Here is a 19,851-nt window from a genome sequence, read left to right on the forward strand (position 1 = left end):
TCATGTCGACCAGATGGTCGATCTTCACGTCAGGATTGACGTCGGCCTCGTAGTCCACGCCTTCCACACCGAAACCGAACAGGCGCAGGAAGTCGGCCTTGTAGCCGGCCAGGTCACTGATCTCGTACAGGTTCTCGTTGGTGACCTGCGGCCACAGCGCCACCACCTTGCCCTGCACGTCCGCGGCCATCTCCTTGTAGTCGGCACGCAGGCGGCCTTCCTCGTCGACCAGCGCCACGGTGTGGCCATCGCCATCGACCAGATCGTGGCGCAGGCGGTCGACCGCGACGCCATCTGCCTTGCCGCCGTAGAGGATGTCGTACAGCACGTCGAGCTGTTCGATGCAGCCTTCGTGGGTGCCCTTTTCCTTCATCACCTTGAACAGCAGCGACAGGTACAGCGGCATGGTCGGAATGGCCGAGCTGGCCTGGGTGACCACCGCCTTCAGCACCGATACGCGTGCGTCGCCACCGATCTTGGCCAGCTTCTCGCGCAGGCCCAGCACCTTGGTGTCCAGGTCCTTCTTGGCGGCACCGATCGAGCCGTTCCAGTAGATCGCCTGGGTGATCTCTTCGCCCACGTAGGTGAAGGCAGTGGTGGTGCAGCCGTTGGCCAGCACGCCGGCATCGGCCAGCGCATCGATCCACATCTGCCAGTCCTCGCCCCCCATCACCGCGACGGTGCCAGCGATTTCATCCGGGGTGGCCGGCTGCAGATGGGTCTCGGTCAGCACTTCCTTGTCGGTATCCAGGCCACGCAGGGTGATCGGCTCGCCGATCGGCTTCAGCGTGGAGCTGATGATCTCTCCGGTCTTCGGGTGCTTGCGGCGCGGCGCGGCGAGGCTGTAGACGACCTGGTCGACCTGGCCGAGATCGGCCTTGATCATCTCGATGGTCCTGGCCTTCACTTCATCGGAGAAGGCATCGCCGTTGATGCTCTTGGCGTACAGGCCGGCTTCGTCGGCGTACTTGTGGAACGCGGCGGAGTTGTACCAGCCCGCAGTGCCCGGCTTGGTTTCACTACCCGGGCGTTCGAAGAAGATGCCCAGGGTGGCGGCGCCACTGCCGAAGGCGGCAGTGATGCGCGCAGCCAGGCCGTAGCCGGTGGAGGCGCCGATCACCAGCACGCGCTTGGGACCATTCTGGATCGGCGGACGTGCGCGGATGTAGTCGATCTGCTGCTTGACCGCGGCTTCGCAGCCGGTCGGGTGGGTGGTGACGCAGATGAAGCCGCGGACGCGCGGTTTGATGACCATGGATACCTCGGGTTGGCAGATGCGGCGCACGGGGCGCTCAGCAGGAATACGGGCGCGCGCCTGCGCGCGCGAACCGCAGGATCGTAGTGCGCGGGGGAAGATTGCACAACCGACGGCGGCGTAGGGTGGGGTTTGTTCTGCAGGGTTGCACCCTGCACCCGCAGAGGCCGGAGCAACGACCGGAGCCGGAGCAACTTCAAAAGCTGGGTTCCTGTGGGTTGGCGGGGTGGGTCCGGTTGCGGGGGACGCCGTAAATCCGTCCATGGAGGCTTGGCCGCGGCATCCATGCCGCGGACACCCCCGCAACCGGACCCACCCCGCCTTCGACAGATTTCCGCGATCTGTCGGACATGTCGCCGCTGCTGTTGGTGGGTGCCGACCGTTGGTCGGCACGGTTGAATTCATTCGATATCTGACAGATGTGTCGACCAAGGTCGACACCTACCAACAGCCGCGCGGAACCGGTCTGGGGCAGAGCCCCCTGAGTCAGGGGGCGGCCGCGAAGCGGCGGGGGTCTTGAAGCTGGTAAGTGGGGCCCACGGTTCGCGCAGCGAAGCGTGGGAGCGACAGCGCGCATGCGATGACGCGTACCAGCCCTGCACACAAAAAACCCCGCTTGCGCGGGGTTCTCTGTGTGTTGCGTGCAGCGGGTGCTTACGGGCGACGGGCCAGGGCCTCGATGTCCTTCGCCTTCGGCAGCAGGTCCTGCTTGCTGACGCGCAGGAAACCGATCGTCAGCATCGGCACCGCCACCAGGATCGAGGACAGCACCACGATCACCGCGCCGATCATGTGCGTCTCGGCCAAGCCTTCCATCGAGCTGCCGCCGTACATGTACAGGGCAAGTGCCGACAGGAAGAACATCACCGCAGTGATCACCGTACGCGACAGCGTCTGGTTGATCGAACGGTTCAGCACCTCCATCGAGTCCACGCGCAGGCTGCGGAAGTTCTCGCGGACGCGGTCGAAGACCACGATCAGATCGTTGATCGCAAAGCCCATCACCGACAGCAGGCCGGCCAGCACGGTCAGGTCGAACTCACGGCCCAGCAGGGACACATAAGCGACCGTCACGATCAGGTCGAACATCGCCACGATGCTGGCGGTGACCGCGAACTTCCATTCGAAGCGAACCGCGATGTAGATCAGGAAGCCGGCCAGCATGAAGATGGTGGCGTACAGGCCATTCATCGCCAGGTCCTTGCCGATCTGCGGACCCACGAACTCGTTGCGGAGCACGGTGGCCTGGTTGTCGGCGGTGGACAGGGCCTTCACCACGGCTGCGGCGGTGGCCTTGTCCTCGTGCGCGGCGTCGCCGGTACCGGCAGCGTGCTCACCATGCGGGGCCAGGCGGATCAGCAGGTCGGTGTTGCCACCGACGCTCTGCACCTGGGCGCCTTCGAAGCCGTTCTGCTCGAGCTTGGTGCGGACCTGCTCGACGTCCACCGCCTTGTCGAAGCGGGCTTCGATCAGCGTGCCGCCGGTGAAGTCCAGGGCGTAGTTGAAGCCCTTGACGCCGATGATGGCGATCGAGGCCAGGAACACGATGACCGTGACGACCATCGCGACATGGCGCCAGCGCATGAAGTCGATCTTGGTGTCGTTCGGGAGGATGTGCAGCGGAAACAGTTTCATGTGCGTGTCGTCCCGTCAGATGGCCACGTTCTGGAGCTTCTTGCGGCGGCCGTAGATCAGCGTCGCCAGCGCACGCGACACGGTGATCGCGGTGAACATGGAGGCGAAAATACCGATGATCATGGTCAGCGCGAAGCCCTTCAGCGGACCGGTACCGAATGCGAACAGCGCCACACCGACGATCAGGCCGGTCAGGTTGGCGTCGAGGATGGTGCCGGAAGCACGCTCGTAACCGGTCACGATCGCGGTCTTGCCCGGCACGCCGGCACGCAGCTCTTCACGGATACGCTCGTTGATCAGCACGTTGGCGTCCACCGACAGGCCGACCGACAACGCCAGACCGGCGAAGCCCGGCAGGGTCATGGTCGCGCCGAACAGCGACATCACCGCCACCACGATCAGCAGGTTGAACAGCATCGCGATCGAGGTGATCACGCCGAACATGCGGTAGTAGACGCTGAAGAACACCAGGGTGAACAGGAATGCGAACACCACCGCGCGCATACCGTTCTTGACGTTCTCGGCACCCAGGCTCGGGCCCACCACGCGCTCTTCGACGAAGTCCATCGGCGCGGCCAGCGAGCCGGACTTCAGCAGCTTGGCCAGGTCCTCGGCTTCCTTCTTCTGCAGGCCGGTGGTCTGGAAGTTCTTGCCGAACACGCCGTTGATGTTGGCCACCGAGATCACTTCCTCGTTGACCTTGAAGCCACGCACTTCCTGGCCGTCGACGACGGTCACGGTCGGCACGCGCTCGGTGTAGACCACCGCCATCGGCTTGTTCACGTTGGCGCTGGTGAAGTCGAACATGCGCTGGCCGCCGACATTGTTCAGCGTCACGCTGACCGCCGGAGAGCCGCTGTTCGAATCGGTCACCGCCTGCGCGCCGACCATCTGGTCACCGGTGACGATCACGCGCTTGTTCAGCAGGACCGGACCACCGCCATCACGACGCTGGTAGACCTTCGCTTCCGGCGGAATGCGCCCGGAGTTGATGGCGTCCTGTGCATTGCCGTCAACCACCGCGCGGTACTCGAGGGTAGCGGTGGCGCCGATCATGCGCTTGGCTTCGGCGGTGTCCTGCACGCCCGGCAGCTGCACGACCACGCGGTCGGCACCCTGTCGCTGGATGATCGGCTCGGCCACGCCGAGCTGGTTCACGCGGTTGCGCAGGGTGTTGATGTTCTGCTCGATGGCGCCGTTGGCAATCTGGGTGATCTCGGTTTCCGGCACGGTCACCGTGATGCGGTTGCCGCTGACGTCGTAGCCGAGGGTCGGCTGCGCCTTCACCAGGGCGGTGCGGGCACGCTGCGCGGCGTCGTCACCGGCGGACGGGCTCAGGTTCGCCACGATGCTGTTGTCAGCGCGGCGTTCCACCGACTGGTAAGCGATGCGGGCGTCGCGCAGGGTGCTGCGCACGTCTTCGGTGTAGGCGTCCAGGCGCTTGTCCAGGGCGGCCTTCTGGTCGACCTGCAGCACGAAGTGCACACCGCCCTGCAGGTCCAGGCCCAGCACCATCGGGCGACCGCCGAGGTTGGCCAGCCAGTCCGGCACGGTCGAGGCCAGGTTCAGGGCCACGGTGTACTTTTCGCCGACCGTGTCACGCAGGGCGTCGCTGGCAGCGGACTGCGCCTTCAGGTCCGGCAGGCGGACGATCAGGCTTTCCCCTTCCTTCTCGGCACCGACGGTGGCGACACCGGCCTTCTTCAGGTCGGCCAGCACACGGTCACGCAGCGCATCGTCGATCTGGCCGCCACGGTTGGCGGTGATCTGGAGGGCCGGGTCCTTCTGGTAGATGTTGGGCAGCGCGTACAGCGCGCTGAGCGCCAGTACGATCAGGATGACGACGTACTTCCAGCGTGGAAATTCGAGCATTGCTTGGGTCCCGCGCGGCGCCATCCCCGGCGCCGCGGTTGTGCATCGGAAAGGGAGTGGCTTACTGGGCCGACTTCAGGGTACCGGCCGGCAGCACGTTGCCGACAGCGCCCTTCTGCACGCGGATGCGCACGTTGTCCGCCACTTCAATGGTGATGAAGTTGTCGCCGATGTCGGTGACGATACCGGCGATGCCGCCGTTGGTCAGCACTTCGTCGCCACGCTTGATCTTCTCCAGCATGGCCTTGTGCTCCTTCTGCCGCTTCATCTGCGGGCGGATCATCAGGAAGTACATGATGGCGATCAGGATGACCGGGAACAGCAGCGTGGTCAGGCCCATGCCCTGCGGTTGGCCGCCGGCGGCCTGGGCGTGGGCGGCGGGAATCAGGAAGGCAAGCAGGTTCATTGTTGGTCCTTTGGTTGGGCGGCGCTTCGGCCCTTTCACGGGCACGAGGTGTCGACCGCGGATCTGGGTCAGCCTTGAAGTATGCCACGGCCCCGGGCGTTCGTCCTTGGGCCGTTTGGCAGGGGGTGTTCGGGTTACAGGGGCGGTGCTACCGCCCCGCGTGCCGCGTAGAAAGACTCACGGAAGGCCAGGAAGGTTCCCGCCTCGATCGCCGCGCGGATGTCGGCCATGAGCTTTTCGTAATAGAACAGGTTGTGCAGGGTGCCCAGCATCGGCGCCAGCATCTCGTTGCAGCGGTCCAGGTGGCGCAGGTACGAACGCGTGTAACCGCCGCTGCAGGCCACGCAGCCGCAGCCGGGCTCGATCGGATCCATGTCGCGCGCGTACTGGGAATTACGGATGCGGACGGTGCCGAACGAGGTGAAATAGTGGCCGTTGCGCGCGTTGCGGGTGGGCATCACGCAGTCGAACATGTCCACGCCACGTGCGACACCCTCGACCAGGTCCTCCGGCCGACCCACGCCCATCAGGTAGCGCGGGCGGTCGCCCGGCAGTTCCGGGTCCAGGTGGTCGAGCATGGCGTTGCGCTCGTGCTCCGGCTCGCCCACGGCCAGGCCGCCGATGGCGTAACCGTCGAAGCCGATCGCCTGCAGGGCCTCGGCGGAGCGGCTGCGCAGGTCGGTGTGCACGCCACCCTGGACGATGCCGAACAGGGCCGCGTCGTTGCCCAGCTCGTCATGCGCGTTGCGGCTGCGCTGGGCCCAGCGCAGGCTCAGCTCCATCGAGCGGCGCGCCACATCCTCGGTAGCCGGGTACGGGGTGCACTCGTCGAAGATCATCACCACGTCCGAATCGAGCACTTTCTGGATCTTCATGCTCTCTTCCGGGCCCAGGAACACGCGGGCACCGTCGGTGGGCGAGGCGAAGGTCACGCCCTGCTCGGTGATCTTGCGGCGGTGGGCCAGCGAGAACACCTGGAAGCCGCCGGAGTCGGTCAGGATCGGGCCATCCCAGCGGCAGAAGCCGTGCAGGCCGCCGTGGTCGGCGATGATGTCCAGGCCCGGCCGCAGGTACAGGTGGAACGTGTTGCCGAGGATGATCTCGGCGCCCAGCGCACGCACCTGGTCCGGCAGGATGCCCTTGACCGAGCCATAGGTCCCCACCGGCATGAAGGCCGGCGTTTCCACCGTGCCACGCGGGAAGGTCAGGCGGCCACGGCGGGCACGGCCGTCGCGGGTCTTGAGCTGGAACTGCAATCGGGACATGGAGCGGTCGTTCAGGCAAATAGTCGCCTATTGTCTCCCAAGAAGGCGTGCGCACCAAGGTGCGCACCCACAGGGGACCCTGCCCTCCCTGGCTGCCCTACCCCGCCTGCGGGAACAGCAGCATCGCGTCGCCGTAGCTGAAGAAGCGGTAGCGCTGCTCGATCGCGTGCTGGTAGGCCTCGAACACGCGCTCCTTGCCGGCGAACGCGGAAATCATCATCAGCAACGTGCTTTCCGGCAGGTGGAAGTTGGTCACCATCGCATCGACGCTGCGGATGCGGTAGCCCGGGGTGATGAAGATCTGCGTCTCGCCGGCGAACGGCAGCAGTTCACCCTCGCGCATCGCGCTTTCCAGCGCGCGCACCACGGTGGTGCCGACGCCGATCACGCGGCCGCCGGCGGCGCGCGTGCGCCGCACCTGCTGCACCAGCTCGGCACCGACATTCAGCCACTCGCGGTGCATCACGTGGTCCTTCAGGTCATCGGCACGCACCGGCTGGAAGGTGCCCGCACCCACGTGCAGGGTGACGTGGCCGAAGTCCACGCCCTTGTCCTTCAATGCGGCCAGCAGCGGTTCGTCGAAATGCAGGCCGGCGGTCGGTGCCGCCACCGCGCCGACTTCACGCGCGAACACGGTCTGGTAGCGCTCGCGGTCGTCCACACCCGGCTCACGCTGGATGTACGGCGGCAACGGCAGGCGACCGGCATGCAGCAGCCACTGCTCCAGTGATTCCGGCACATGGAACTGCAGCACGTAGAACTCGCCATCGCGGCCCAGCACCTCGGCTTCGCCGCCGGCGTCCAACGCGATGCGGCTGCCGGCCTTGGGCGACTTGCTGGCCCCCACCTGCGCGCGGGCCTGCTGGGCGCCCAGCAGGCGCTCGATCAGGATCTCCACGCGGCCACCACTGGCCTTCTGCCCGAACAGGCGCGCCGGGATCACCCGGGTGTCGTTGAACACCAACAGGTCACCGGGCTGCAGCAGTGAAGGCAGGTCACGCACCTGCAGGTCGGTGAACGCGGCGGGAGCTTGCGGCACCAGCAGCAGGCGGCTGGCGGAACGTTCGGCCAGGGGCGCCTGCGCGATCAGTTCAGCCGGCAGGTCGTAGTTGAAATCGGACTTCTTCAAGGCGGTGGGCGGCAACAGGTCGACAATGGCGCGCATTGTACGTCCAGCGTCTGCGAGCCGGCGCGCTTCGCGGCGAACGTCGCGCAAAATGCTGCTATGCAGCAGGTTTCTGCGGGGTTATCGCGCAAAAAAACAAGTGCTAGCATCGAACCGGAAGTCCGCTGCACGAGCCTGCCCCAAGCGCGCGTGATGACGCGCGTTTTGCTTTTGAAGACCCGTGCGACCCATTGTTTCAGGAGATCTGCAATGAGCTTCATCGAACGCCTCGCCCCCCTGCGCAACCAGCCCGGCACCCGCCTCACCTCCGGCCTGGACGATGCCACCCTGACCGCCCTGTCCGCCAACCACCCGCAGCTGATCGCCGCGGTGGACGCCGCCGCCGAGGAATTCGCGCGCGTGCAGGCCGACCTGGGGCCGCTGCTGGCGCAGGACGAACAGGCGCAGATCGACGCGATGCAGGACGGTTTCGTCAATTTCTATGCCGATGACGCGGTGACCCCGTATGTGGCACTGGCTGCGCGCGGCCCGTGGGTGGTCACCCTGAAGGGCGCCGTGCTGTACGACGCCGGCGGCTACGGCATGCTCGGCTTCGGGCACACCCCGGACGCCGTGCTGGAGGCGATGGCCCGCCCGCAGGTGATGGCCAACATCATGACCCCCAGCCTGTCGCAGCAGCGCCTCATCACCGCCCTGCGTGCCGAGATCGGCCACCGCCGTGGCGGCTGCCCGTTTGCCCGTTTCATGTGCCTGAATTCCGGTTCCGAGGCCGTCGGCCTGGCCGCGCGCATCGCCGACGTCAACGCGAAGCTGCAGACCGACCCGGGTGCGCGCCACGCCGGCGCCGCGATCAAGCGCGTGGTGGTCAAGGGCAGCTTCCATGGCCGTACCGAACGCCCTGCCCTCTATTCGGATTCCAGCCGCAAGAGCTACATGCAGCACCTGGCCAGCTACCGCGGCGAGGACTCGGTGATTACCGTGGCGCCGTACGATGAGGCCGGCCTGCGCAAGGTGTTCGAGGATGCCGCGCGCAACCAGTGGTTCATCGAGGCGGTGTTCCTGGAGCCGGTGATGGGCGAAGGCGACCCGGGCCGTTCGGTGCCGCCGTCGTTCTATGCGGTGGCCCGCGAACTGACCCGTGCCCATGGCAGCCTGTTGCTGCTGGACTCGATCCAGGCCGGCCTGCGCGCGCATGGCGTGCTGTCGGTGGTCGACTACCCGGGCTTTGAAGGGCTCGATCCGCCGGACATGGAAACCTATTCCAAGGCGCTCAACGCCGCGCAGTACCCGCTGTCGGTGCTGGCCGTGACCGAGCATGCCGCACAGCTGTACCGCAAGGGCATCTATGGCAACACGATGACCAGCAACCCGCGTGCACTGGACGTGGCCTGCGCCACCCTGGCCCAGCTGACCCCGCAGGTGCGCGCCAACATCGCCGAGCGTGGTGCCGAGGCCGTGCGCAAGCTTGAACAGCTGAAGAACGAGCTGGGCGGACTGATCACCAAGGTGCAGGGCACCGGCCTGCTGTTCTCCTGCGAACTGGCGCCGCAGTTCAAGTGCTACGGCGCCAACTCCACCGAGGAATGGCTGCGCCAGCACGGCATCAACGTGATTCACGGTGGCGAGAACTCGCTGCGCTTCACTCCGCACTTCGGCATGGACAGCGAAGAGCTGGACCTGCTGGTGGGGATGGTCGGCCGCGCGCTGCGTGAAGGCCCGCGCCGCGAGCAGGCAGCGGCGGCGTAAGTCTCGTTCTTTGTAGAGTCGAGCTTGCTCGACTCAGACGTAGCCGCGATCTGAACGAAGAGCAGCCGAGCATGGCTCGGCTCTACAGGAACCCACCGCGGTCTGAACGAAGAACAGCCGAGCGTGGCTCGGCTCTACAGACGGCAACCGCGAAGGTCCATACTCCATAGGCACCCCGTCCCTGACCGCCCTGCGGTCGGCGACGGGGCGTTTTCGTTTCCGGCCAAGAGACAGGAAGATCCATGAAATCGATCTGTGTGTACTGTGGTTCCAACGCTGGCAGCAAGCCGGCCTACACCGAACGCGCCCTTGCCCTGGGCGACCGCATCGCCCGCGACGGGATGCGCCTGGTGTACGGCGGCGGCAATGTCGGCCTGATGGGAACCGTGGCCAATGCCGTGCTCGCCGCCGGCGGTGAAGTGACCGGCGTGATCCCGCGCCAGCTGGCCGACTGGGAAGTGGCCCACCGCGGCCTGACCGAACTGGAAATTGTCGGTTCAATGCATGAGCGCAAGTCGCGCATGTTCGACCTCGCCGATGGCTTCGTCACGCTGCCCGGCGGCTTCGGCACCATGGAAGAGATCTTCGAGATGCTGACCTGGCGCCAGCTTGGCATCGGCAACAAGCCGTGCGCCTTCCTCGACGTGGAAGGTTTCTACGCCCCGCTGATCGGCATGATCGACCGCATGGTGGAAGAGCGCTTCCTGCACCCGGACCAGCGCCAGGACCTGTGGTACGGCTCGGATATCGAAGAGATGCTGGAGTGGATGAAGAACTACAAGCCAGCGCAGGCCTCGAAGTGGATCGACGAAAAGCGTCGCGCCGCCCTGCGCTGATGCTTTCCTGCGCGGCGGCTCAGACCGCCGCGCAGCTCCACGGTGCGGGCCGCCCCAGCAGATAGCCCTGGCCGTAGTCGCAACCCAGTTCGCGCAGGGTCTGCCGCTGCGCCTCGGTTTCGATGCCCTCACCGATGGTCTCGATGCCCAGCGTACGCGCCAACGACAGCACGCCCTCGACCAGCGCCCGCGTGCTCTGCACTTCCGGCCCATGCAGGCCGGCGATGAAGCTCTGGTCGATCTTCAGCGTACTGATCGGGAAACGGTGCAGGTAGGACAGCGCCGAGAAGCCGGTACCGAAATCGTCCAGCTGCACCTGGATGCCGCGCTCGCGCAGGCCCTGCAGGATACGCAGCGTGTGTGGGCCGTCATCCAGCAGTGCGACCTCGGTGATCTCCAGGCGCAGCCGGCGCGGATCGGCACCACATGCATCCAGCAGGCCGAACAGGCGGCCGCTGAACCCGGCGGAGCGGAAATGGCGCGGTGATACGTTCACCGAGACGTAGCTCTGCCCGCCCTCGGCCAGGCCGGCAATCACCTGTTCATAGATCAGCCAGTCGACCTGCTCGATCAGGCCGCTTTCCTCGCCCAGCTCCAGGAACGCCCCCGGCAGCAGCAGGCCACGGCGCTCATGCTGCCAGCGCAGCAGCGCCTCGTGGCCCACCACCTCGCCATCGGACAGGCGCACGATCGGCTGGTAGAACGGGACGAAATCGCGGTTGTTGATCGCACGACGCAGGTCGGCTTCCAGATCGAGGCTGCGCATGGCCTGCTCGCGCATGTCTTCGTCGAAGATCGCACAGCGGTCATGGCCCTGCGCCTTGGCCCGGTACATTGCCGCGTCGGCATCACGCAGCAGCTCTTCGCCGGTGCGGTAGCGGGGGTTCCACAGCGCGATGCCCAGGCTGCCGGACGGGAACAGTTCGCGCCCGGCGATCCACATCGACTCCTGCAGCGCCAGCAGCAGGCGCTGGCCAAAGTCCAAGGCCTGGGCCAGGCCCTGCGGGCATTGCAGCAGCACCGCGAATTCGTCACCGCCCAGCCGGGCCACCACGTCCTCGGTGCCGGCCATCGATACGATGCGCTTGGCCACTTCCACCAGCATGCGGTCGCCGGCAGCATGCCCGATGCTGTCGTTGACCAGCTTGAAGCGGTCCAGATCGAGGAACAGCACGGCGAACACCGGGCCGCCCTCACGCTTGGCCAGGGCCAGCGCATCCTGCAGGCGGTCCAGCAGATGCAGGCGGTTGGGCAGCCCGGTCAGCGCATCGTGCATGGCCTGGTGGGTCAGGCGCTGTTCGGCACGCAGGCGCTCGCCGATCTGGCCGAGCAGCTTTTCGTTGACCTCGGCCAGTTCGCGCGTGCGCTCCTCCACGCGCTTCTCCAGCTCGGCATGCGCCGAGCGCAGCCGTTGCTGGTCGCGCTGACGGGCCAGGCCGGTACCGATGTTCTGCGCGACGAAGGTCAGCAGGCGCTGGTCATGCACGCTGAAAATGCTGTTCTCGCTGTAGCTCTGCACCACGATCGCGCCGACCACTTCGTCGTCGCGCAGCAGCGGTACGCCCAGCCAGCAGTGCGAGCGCGCACCGGATTCACGCACTTCGCCACTGGCCAGCAGCGCATCGATCTGCGCGCGTGATGCCAACAGTGGCCGCCGGTTGCGCACGACGTACTCGGTCAGGCCCCGGCTGAACGGTCGCGGCGCGCGGCTGGCGTTGTGCTCGTCCACCGAATAGACGAAGTCCAGGCCGTTGCCGGCCGGGTTGACCAGGGCGATGTAGAAATTGCGAGCGTCGAGCAGGCGCCCGACCACCCCATGCACCTGTCCGTAGAACTGCGCCAGGCTGTCGGCCGACATCGCCATCTCGGCGATGTTGTACAGGGCGGTCTGCAGCTGTTCGGCGCGTCGACGCTCGGCCACCTCGTCCTGCAGGCTGTGATTGGCGCGCTGCAGTTCCTGGGTGCGCCGCGCCACCTGCTGCTCCAGCCGCACCTGCGCCTGGCGCCGGTCCATCGCGGTCTGCACGTGCTGCGCAACGAAGCCCAGCAATGCGCGCTCGGCCTCGCCATAGCGGGCCGCCTGCTCATAGCTCTGGACCACGATGGCACCGCATACGCGGCCATCGCGCAGCATCGGCACGCCCAGCCAATCCAGGCTTTCGGGCCCGCGTTGCGGGTCGTGCTCCTGCTCCATCACCTGCGCCAGCAGTTCGCGCGAGGGACCACTGAGCGGCTTGCCATGACGCAGCAACGCCACGGTCAGGCTGCGCGGCATCTCGCTGGCGTCATGGCTCTGCGTGGGATCGGCGACGAAATCATCGACCTGATCGGCGAAGTACAGGAAACGGATCTGGTCGCGCACATCGTCGTATTCCACGATGTAGCAGTTCTCGGCATACATCAGCGTGCCCAGCACACCATGCACGTGGCGCAGCATCTCGGGCATTTCCAGGTCGGCACCGGCCAGATCTGCAATCTGGAACAAGGCCTGCTGCAACCGCTCGGCCTCTTCCAGCGCCTTGATCTGGCCGGCCTGGCGGCCGCGCTGCAGCGCCAGCTCCATCGCCTGCCGGGCAACCCCCCACCATGCCGGCGAAGGCACCGCGCCTTCCACCGACAACAGCAGGCGCGCCCCATCATGTTCCCAGCCGTGCTGGCCATCGCCCACGCCTGGCGCTGCCGCATCACCTCCGGCAGCCGCCCTCGGCCAGCCCCCCTGGCCACGGCCAAGCTGCGGGTCATCCCAGCCGACGCGGACCACGGCCGTTTCCGGCAGAAGCGCATGCAACGCGCGCACCAGCGCCGTGCTCAGCACGGCCTCGTGTGGTGGCTCTTCCGCCGGTTCAGCATGCGTGGACAAATGACAATCTCTTGGCGCCGTCAGTGCGTCGCCTCCCCTGAGCCGCCGAGCATAGCGCGCCACCCGGGGGGCAATGGAAGCCCGTAAACCCCGAATCGTGCGCCCGTACGTTTTTCCTGCTGACCGTAGCCCCTTCCGAGCCATGACCCTCGCCCTGCCCGCCCTCGCCACCGGCTATGCGCCATCGCCTGCAGGCCTTACCCTGTACGCCGTGGAAGCCAGCGCACTGCCAACCGATGAAGCCTTGATGCTGGCCTGGGCCGGTGGCGACCTGCGTGCGTTTGAAAGCCTGTATGCGCGCCATCGCAAGCGCCTGTTCGGCTTCCTGCTGCGGCAACTGCGCGACAACGCGCTGGCCGAGGAGATCTTCCAGGACGTCTGGCAGCGGGTGATCAGCGCCCGCGCGGGGTGGCAACCGGACGCGGCGTTCAGCACCTGGCTGTTCCGCATCGCCCACAACCGCCTGAACGACCATTGGCGCGCCGCCCGCCACCGGCCGGCTGCCCCGGCCGATGCCGACCTGCGCCTGGCCGCGATCGAGGATGGACAGACCCCGGAAGGCGAGCTTTCCGAATTCGAACAACGTCGCCGCATCCAGCTGGCGATGGAACAACTGCCGCCGGAGCAGCGCGAAGTGCTGCAACTGCGGCTGGATCAGGAACTGAGCCTGGAGGAGATCGGCCAGATCACCGGCGTAGGCCGGGAAACCGTGAAATCGCGGCTGCGCTATGCGATGGACAAGCTGCGTGCGGGATTGAACGCATGAACCGAGACGAACCGCTGACGCCGGAAGAACGCGAGCTGGCCCGGCTACTCGGCCGTCGCGCCGAACAGGCACCGCCCGCCGCACTGGACGCCGCCATCCTGGCCGCGGCCCGCGCTGCCGTGGACGCTCCGGCTGCCGATGCGGTCGCCTCTCCCGAAGCACCACGTACGCAGCGCACACGCCCGCGTTGGCCGGCGGTGTTCGGCATCGCCGCCTCGATGGTGTTCGCCATCGGCATCGCCTGGCAGCTGCGTCCGGAACCGCCACCGATTCCGGCGGGTGAGGCCGCTGTTGCGGCGGCACCGGCTGCGGCAGAAGACGTCGCGGCTGCCGATCAGGCCGCTGAGCGCAGTGCAGCCGACAGCGCGGTGGCGACTGCGGAACCGGCCGCTGCGCCCGCAGCACCCGAGGCAGCCCCGGTTGCCGCTGCCCCGGCACCGGCCATCGCGCGCGCAAGCAAGCCTGCGCCGGCCGGGACCGCTGAAGCGCCGGCCCAGGCTGCACGATCGATGGCTGCGGATGCGGCCGCCGATACCTCCTTTGCGGCCCTGCCGCCCGCTCCGGCCGCAGCGCCGGCAGCAGCCCCCCCTACGCCTCCGGCTCCCACCGCCTACTCGGCACCCGCGCCGCTGATGGCGCCGGTTGTCGCCAGTGGTTCGCTGAAGGCGCGCTCGGCAGGTACGCCAGAGCCCAACAGCGTGCAGGCCGAACAGGCCCCGGCATTGGACCGGGTAGAAATCACCTCGATGAAGCGCGAGGCTCCCAGCCGTTTCGCACCTGGCATCATGCGCCGCGGCAGCGATGCGGGCCTGAGCGCGGATGCCGTGCAGGCCGAGGTGGACGCTGACGCACGACTGCCGCGCCGGCAGTGGCTGCAGAAGATCCGTACACGACGCGACGACGGCCAGCGCGATCTGGCCCGTGCCAGCCTGGAGCGCTACATGCAGCAGTACCCGGAAGCACGCCTGCCGCGCGACCTGCGCCCGCTGCTGGACGACTGAAGCGGACGGGAATACCCGGCAACCCCGTAGAATGACGGGAATGCTCGATACTCTCGCCCAGCCGGTCAGCCACACGCTGGAAGTCAAACACAGCCGTTTCATCGCCCATGCCGCGCCGATCGATGGCGCCGCAGCGGCCATGGCGTTCCTGCAGCAGGTTGCGGTGGCCGATGCCACCCACAACTGCTGGGCCTACCGGCATGGGCAGGACTATCGCTCCAGCGACGATGGCGAGCCGGCCGGCACGGCGGGACGTCCGATTCTGGCGGCGATCGACGGCCAGGGTTTCGACCGGGTGATGGTGGTAGTGACGCGCTGGTTCGGCGGTATCAAGCTCGGTGCCGGTGGCCTTGTGCGCGCCTACGGCGGCGCCGCCGCCGAGTGCCTGCGCACCGCCCCGCGCCTGCCGCTGGTGGCGATGGCCCGGCTGCAGCTGCTGGCCGGCTTCGAGGACCTGGGTACCCTGCATGCCACCCTGCCCGCCTTCGGTGCCGAAAAGCGCGATGAACAGTTCGATGCCAATGGTGTGTGCCTGCGGATCGAATTGCCTGCCGATCAGGTCGACGCATTGAAAATCCGCCTGCGCGACGCCACCCGTGACCGTATCCGCATAGAAGACGACGACCAGGATGACTGACAAGGACGACGCCCCCGCTTCGACCCCGCCACTGCGGCGCCTCGGCAGCCTGCGCACGCTGTGGCCGTTCGTGCGCCGCCACAGCGGCCTGTTCACCGCCTGGCTGCTGGCCCTGGCGGTGTCTTCTGCAGCCACGCTGAGCCTGCCTCCGGCGGTGAAGCAGATGATCGATCACGGTTTCAGCAGCGGCGGCCAGATCAACCGTGCCTTCGCCCTGCTGATGCTGGTGGCGGTCGTCATGGCGTTGGGCACGGCCGCGCGCTTCTACTTCGTATCGTTGCTGGGTGAAAAGGTCGTGGCCGACCTGCGCAGCCAGCTGTATGCCCACCTGATCCAGCTGGGCGCCGGCTTCCACGACCGCAGCCGCAGCGGAGAGCTGGTCTCGCGCCTGACCGCGGACACCGAACTGCTGCGCAGCGTGGTCGGCTCGACCATGTCCGTGGCGCTGCGCAGCACGGTCACCGTCATCGGCAGCCTGGCGATGCTGTTCGTCACCAGCCCGCGGCTGGCCGCATGGTCGCTGCTCGGCATTCCGCTGGCGGTGCTGCCGATCATCATCGGCGCGCGCAAGCTGCGCACGGTCGCACGCAACAGCCAGGACCGCATCGCCGATGCCAACAGCCTGGCCAGTGAAACCCTGGGGGCGGTGCGCACGGTGCAGGCACATGCGCGCGAGCCGTACGAGCGCGGGCGCTTCGACAAGGCTCTCGGTGATGCCATCGGCGCCGCCCGTCGCCGCATCGGCGCACAGACGCTGGTCACCGCCAGTGCCATCCTGCTGGTGTTCGGCGCCATCGTCGGTGTGTTGTGGCTGGGCGCGCACGACGTCATCGACGGCCGCCTCAGCGCCGGTACGCTGGGCCAGTTCGTGCTGTATGCACTGATCGGCGGCGGCTCGGTGGGCGCACTGGCCGAAGTATGGAACGAGCTGCAGCGCGCGGCCGGCGGCATGGGCCGTATCGGCGAACTGCTGCAGGAAGACATCGAGATCCGCGCGCCGGCACAGCCGCGCGCGCTGCCGCAGCCGCTGCATGGCGAGATCCGGTTCGACGACGTGGTGTTCCACTATCCGCAGCGACCGGACCAGGCCGCACTGGATCACTTCAACCTGCACGTCCGCCCCGGCGAGACCGTGGCGCTGGTGGGTCCCTCGGGGGCGGGCAAGAGCACGGTGCTTTCGATGCTGCTGCGCTTCCATGATCCAGCCAGCGGCCGCATCGACGTGGACGGCATCGACGTGCGCCAGGCCGACCCGGCCGAGCTGCGTGCGCAGCTGGCGCTGGTGCCGCAGCAGCCGACGCTGTTCGCTGCCAGTGCGCGCGACAACATCCGCTATGGCCGCCTGCAGGCCAGCGACGCCGAAGTCGAGGCTGCCGCGCGTGCCGCCGAGGCCGATGGCTTCCTGCGCGCGTTGCCGCAGGGCTATGACAGTGAGCTGGGCGAGCGCGGTGCCCGCCTGTCCGGTGGCCAGCAGCAGCGTGTGGCGATTGCCCGTGCGCTGCTGAAGGATGCGCCGATCCTTCTGCTGGACGAAGCGACCAGCGCGCTGGACGCGCAGAGCGAGCACAGCGTGCAGCAAGCGCTGGAGCGGCTGATGGCGGGCCGCACCACACTGGTCATTGCCCACCGCCTGGCCACCGTGCTCAAGGCCGACCGCATCGTGGTGATGGACCAGGGCCGCATCGTCGCCGAGGGCACGCACGCACAGCTGCTGGCCGAAGGTGGACTGTACGCTGAACTTGCGCGCCTGCAGTTCATCGATTGATGACGTCCGGCTAACATCGGCGCGGCCAAGCTGGCCGCGCAACAGCCGCATCCACTGAAGGAGGTGCACGATGTCGTTCCGTCAGTTCCCCGCTATCGACAGCAACGGCGAAAGCCACATCATCATCGAGTTCAAGCCCGAGGCGAATGGCAGCGGGCATCACTCCGAAGCCACGCCACGCTACGAACTGGATGACGGGCGGCCGCTGGTGCGCGATGGCCGCGAGTTCACCACCAGTGGCGGCGAGCTGCGGCTCACGATCTGAGGTTCGCCGGGCATGACCCCGGCGCTACCCGATTTCGTATCGCCCCGCTCTGGCGGGTGTCGACCTTGATCGACCCGCTTTCTTGACTCTGGTAGGTGTCGACCTTGGTCGACACGCTTTTGCCAAGGGCAATCGAGCGTGGCTCGACGCTACAAAAGGCGTGATCAATTTTTCACCAAGCATCTTGACAGCCTTTGCTGCCAAGGCCTGAGCAAGGTTATCCACACGTTTGCTCAGGAACCATCCACACCGCCTGTGGATGAATTCAGCCCAGTACCCGCCCGATGCCGCTGGCGTCCACGTCGGCTGCGGCCCGGGTGATCGCCGCAGCATCGCTGCCGGCCACGAACCCGATGCGGAAATGCACTTCGCCACCAGGCGTGCGCGAGGAATGGATCGAAGCCAGGCTGATGCGATGCTGCTCGAACACGTTCAGCAGCTCACGCAGTGAGCCTGGCCGGTCCTCCGGCAGGTGCACCGACAACGCGTTGCGCTCGGTCAGGTCAGCCAGCAGATAACCCACGCGTTCAAAGGTGTAGTTGCCGTCCGCCAGCGCCTGCTCGCCGAAGGCACTGCGGTTGGCCGACAGCAGCTGCTCGCGGAATTCACCACGCGCACGGTCGTCGCCCTGCCCGACCTGCGCCTGCAGGGCCTGCAGCTGGCCGACCAGCCGTTCCAGCATCGGCGCCACGTACGGGTTACCGAACTGGATGTCTTCGTAGATCGCCGGGTTGAGCGACAGGATGCGCGAGATGATCGCCGTGTCCAGCTCGAACGATGCCGAACGGTACGGCATCATCGCGGCCAGATCGCCCAGCTGCGGCTGGTACTGGCGCAGCACGCCGGCCTGGGCCAAGTGGGTGGCATGCACCATCGCCTGCACCAGCGCCATCATCTGGTCGTGGTGCTGCGACGTGGCGCGCACGCACTCGGCCTGCAGCGCCGTGCACAGCGTATCGACCCACGGCTGCCAGTGCTGCAGGCGCGCTTCGCAGACCACCATCACCCGGCCCTTCAGGGTCGGCGCCTTGGGTGGCGCGGTCATCGGGTGCAGGCCGACCACTTCGGCTTGAGAGGCCAGCATCGCCTGCACCGGCGCTTCCTTCACCGAGGTCACGTCCAGCCATAGCCGGTCCTGCTCACGGCCGGCCGACTGCCGCACGTACTCGGCAATCAGAGCCGGCGTATGCCGGATCGGTGCCGAGAACACCAGCACGTCGGCCTGCGCCAGCAGCTGTTCCGGCGTATGCGAGTCCGGATCGGCCGGATCGTGGCCGATCACCTGCAGCTGCATGTGCTGCTGGAAGAATCGGCTCAGCCAGCGCCCATAGGCGCCGGCACTGCCGACGATGCCGACCGTGCGCGGCGTGCGTTCGAGCAGACCGCTCATGCCACGCGTTCGGCGCGGAAGCGCGTGCCTTCGGCCAGTGCGGCAGGCGCCGCCGCGATCACGTCGAACTCTTCGAAGCCATTGTCCAGAGTCGCCTCCAGCGCCGCGTGGGTACCGGCAATCGCACGCGAAATCGCCTGCTGCATCGATTCACCTCGCAACAGGAACGACACCACCAGCGACATCAGCACGTCACCGGTGCCGGCCACGTCCACCGGCAGCAGCGGCGAAGTCCAGCGCCAGGTTTCCTCGCGACCGACCGCCAGGGTCACCAGCTCACCCGGGTTACCGCCCACGCTGTGCGCGATCACCCAGTGCGGGCCACGATCCAGCAGCGTGCGCGCGGCGGCGATGGCATCAGCCTCGGCCAGTGCCGGCATACCGGTCAGACGATTCAGTTCGAAGGCGTTCGGGGTCACCAGCCAGGCATGCGGCAGCAATCGCTCGGCGAAGATCGCTTCCAGGCCCGGTTCCACGTAGGGGCCGGTGTGGGTGTCACCAATCACCGGATCCAGGCAGTAACGCAGCTGCGGACAGACCGGCAGGATGTTGTCCAGCCAGTCGGCGAAGGCGGCACCGTTGGCGGTGCTGCCGAAGTAGCCGGAAACCAGCATTTTCGCCCGCTGCGGCAGGCCGCGCTCGTGGGTGCCCAGCAGCAGGTCGGCGAACCAGTCGGCGGGCAGCACGCGACCGCGCGTGGTGTCGTAGAACGGCGCATTGCTCAGCAACACGGTCGGAATTTCCGCGACGCGCACACCGAGCGCACGCATCGGCGGTACGGCGGCGCTGTTGCCGGCGTGGCCGTAGACAAGTTGCGACTGGACCGAGATGACATCGATCGGCGACGGGCCATCGGGCCGCTGGCGGCGGCCGTGGACCAGGTGGTTATCAAGGGATTCGCTCATGGCCGCATTCTACGCCCAAGGGAGTTTTCGGCAGGGCTTGCAGCCCTGCACCTGCTCAATGCAACGGCAACCGCAACGGCCGAAGCCAAAGCGGCATTCCGTGGGGTGGCGGGGCGGTGTC

General features: G+C 67.1%; 16 protein-coding genes. 7 read left to right on the forward strand and 9 right to left on the reverse strand.

Annotation, left to right across the window (positions count from 1 at the left end; genetic code table 11):
* From fabV to queA, 6 genes are all read right to left on the reverse strand, one after another.
* A partial coding sequence (gene fabV, locus N7573_RS20535) for an enoyl-ACP reductase FabV (RefSeq protein WP_279943271.1) occupies nt 1-1,255 on the reverse strand: 1,255 nt, incomplete at its 3' end.
* A 654-nt stretch (nt 1,256-1,909) separates the two neighbouring features.
* Complete coding sequence (gene secF / locus N7573_RS20540) at nt 1,910-2,890, reverse strand: protein translocase subunit SecF (protein ID WP_032128306.1); 981 nt, start codon at nt 2,888-2,890, stop codon at nt 1,910-1,912.
* Nucleotides 2,891-2,905: 15 nt separating this feature from the next.
* Nucleotides 2,906-4,762 (reverse strand): protein translocase subunit SecD, encoded by a 1,857-nt coding sequence (gene secD, locus N7573_RS20545; protein WP_197615252.1) that lies wholly within the window; start codon nt 4,760-4,762, stop codon nt 2,906-2,908.
* Nucleotides 4,763-4,823: 61 nt separating this feature from the next.
* Complete coding sequence (gene yajC, locus N7573_RS20550; RefSeq protein ID WP_005409257.1) at nt 4,824-5,168, reverse strand: preprotein translocase subunit YajC; 345 nt, start codon at nt 5,166-5,168, stop codon at nt 4,824-4,826.
* A gap of 134 nt (nt 5,169-5,302) precedes the next feature.
* Nucleotides 5,303-6,433: a tRNA guanosine(34) transglycosylase Tgt gene (gene tgt / locus N7573_RS20555; protein ID WP_164242438.1), complete on the reverse strand. Its 1,131-nt coding sequence runs from the start codon at nt 6,431-6,433 to the stop codon at nt 5,303-5,305.
* A 97-nt stretch (nt 6,434-6,530) separates the two neighbouring features.
* Complete coding sequence (gene queA, locus N7573_RS20560) at nt 6,531-7,598, reverse strand: tRNA preQ1(34) S-adenosylmethionine ribosyltransferase-isomerase QueA (protein WP_110712002.1); 1,068 nt, start codon at nt 7,596-7,598, stop codon at nt 6,531-6,533.
* A gap of 210 nt (nt 7,599-7,808) precedes the next feature.
* Between queA and N7573_RS20565 the strand changes: the two genes are divergently transcribed.
* Nucleotides 7,809-9,305, forward strand: coding sequence for an aminotransferase class III-fold pyridoxal phosphate-dependent enzyme (locus tag N7573_RS20565; RefSeq protein ID WP_279913392.1), 1,497 nt, complete (start codon nt 7,809-7,811; stop codon nt 9,303-9,305).
* 242 nt (nt 9,306-9,547) lie between these two features.
* Nucleotides 9,548-10,141 (forward strand): TIGR00730 family Rossman fold protein, encoded by a 594-nt coding sequence (locus tag N7573_RS20570; protein WP_032128301.1) that lies wholly within the window; start codon nt 9,548-9,550, stop codon nt 10,139-10,141.
* A gap of 19 nt (nt 10,142-10,160) precedes the next feature.
* Here N7573_RS20570 and N7573_RS20575 read toward each other — a convergent pair whose 3' ends face one another.
* On the reverse strand, nt 10,161-13,001 hold the full coding sequence (locus N7573_RS20575; protein ID WP_279913393.1) for an EAL domain-containing protein: 2,841 nt from the start codon (nt 12,999-13,001) through the stop codon (nt 10,161-10,163).
* Nucleotides 13,002-13,248: 247 nt separating this feature from the next.
* Between N7573_RS20575 and N7573_RS20580 the strand changes: the two genes are divergently transcribed.
* The 5 genes from N7573_RS20580 to N7573_RS20600 all read left to right on the forward strand — a co-directional run bounded on the left by N7573_RS20580 (nt 13,249) and on the right by N7573_RS20600 (nt 17,435).
* On the forward strand, nt 13,249-13,767 hold the full coding sequence (locus N7573_RS20580) for an RNA polymerase sigma factor (protein ID WP_229301232.1): 519 nt from the start codon (nt 13,249-13,251) through the stop codon (nt 13,765-13,767).
* Nucleotides 13,764-14,768, forward strand: a complete 1,005-nt coding sequence (locus N7573_RS20585; RefSeq protein WP_279913394.1) for a hypothetical protein — start codon at nt 13,764-13,766, stop codon at nt 14,766-14,768. The genes N7573_RS20580 and N7573_RS20585 overlap by 4 nt, the downstream gene beginning before the upstream one ends.
* Nucleotides 14,769-14,808: 40 nt before the next feature.
* Nucleotides 14,809-15,405 carry a YigZ family protein gene (locus N7573_RS20590; protein ID WP_049400110.1) on the forward strand — a complete coding sequence of 199 codons (597 nt, stop codon included), beginning with the start codon at nt 14,809-14,811 and terminating at the stop codon, nt 15,403-15,405.
* Nucleotides 15,398-17,170: an ABC transporter transmembrane domain-containing protein gene (locus tag N7573_RS20595; protein ID WP_279913396.1), complete on the forward strand. Its 1,773-nt coding sequence runs from the start codon at nt 15,398-15,400 to the stop codon at nt 17,168-17,170. The genes N7573_RS20590 and N7573_RS20595 overlap by 8 nt, the downstream gene beginning before the upstream one ends.
* Nucleotides 17,171-17,240: 70 nt before the next feature.
* Complete coding sequence (locus tag N7573_RS20600; RefSeq protein WP_033834407.1) at nt 17,241-17,435, forward strand: hypothetical protein; 195 nt, start codon at nt 17,241-17,243, stop codon at nt 17,433-17,435.
* Between the two features lie 265 nt (nt 17,436-17,700).
* On the opposite strand, the gene N7573_RS20605 is transcribed toward N7573_RS20600, so the two are convergent.
* A complete protein-coding gene (locus tag N7573_RS20605) occupies nt 17,701-18,825 on the reverse strand; it encodes a prephenate dehydrogenase (protein WP_279913397.1) in 1,125 nt (374 codons plus the stop codon).
* Nucleotides 18,822-19,730: a pyridoxal kinase gene (pdxY, locus tag N7573_RS20610; protein WP_032128295.1), complete on the reverse strand. Its 909-nt coding sequence runs from the start codon at nt 19,728-19,730 to the stop codon at nt 18,822-18,824. The genes N7573_RS20605 and pdxY overlap by 4 nt, the downstream gene beginning before the upstream one ends.
* Nucleotides 19,731-19,851 lie beyond the last annotated feature (121 nt).

Origin of the sequence: Stenotrophomonas sp. GD04054, from assembly GCF_029836955.1 — a bacterium.
Classification (GTDB): Bacteria; Pseudomonadota; Gammaproteobacteria; order Xanthomonadales; family Xanthomonadaceae; genus Stenotrophomonas; species Stenotrophomonas maltophilia_A.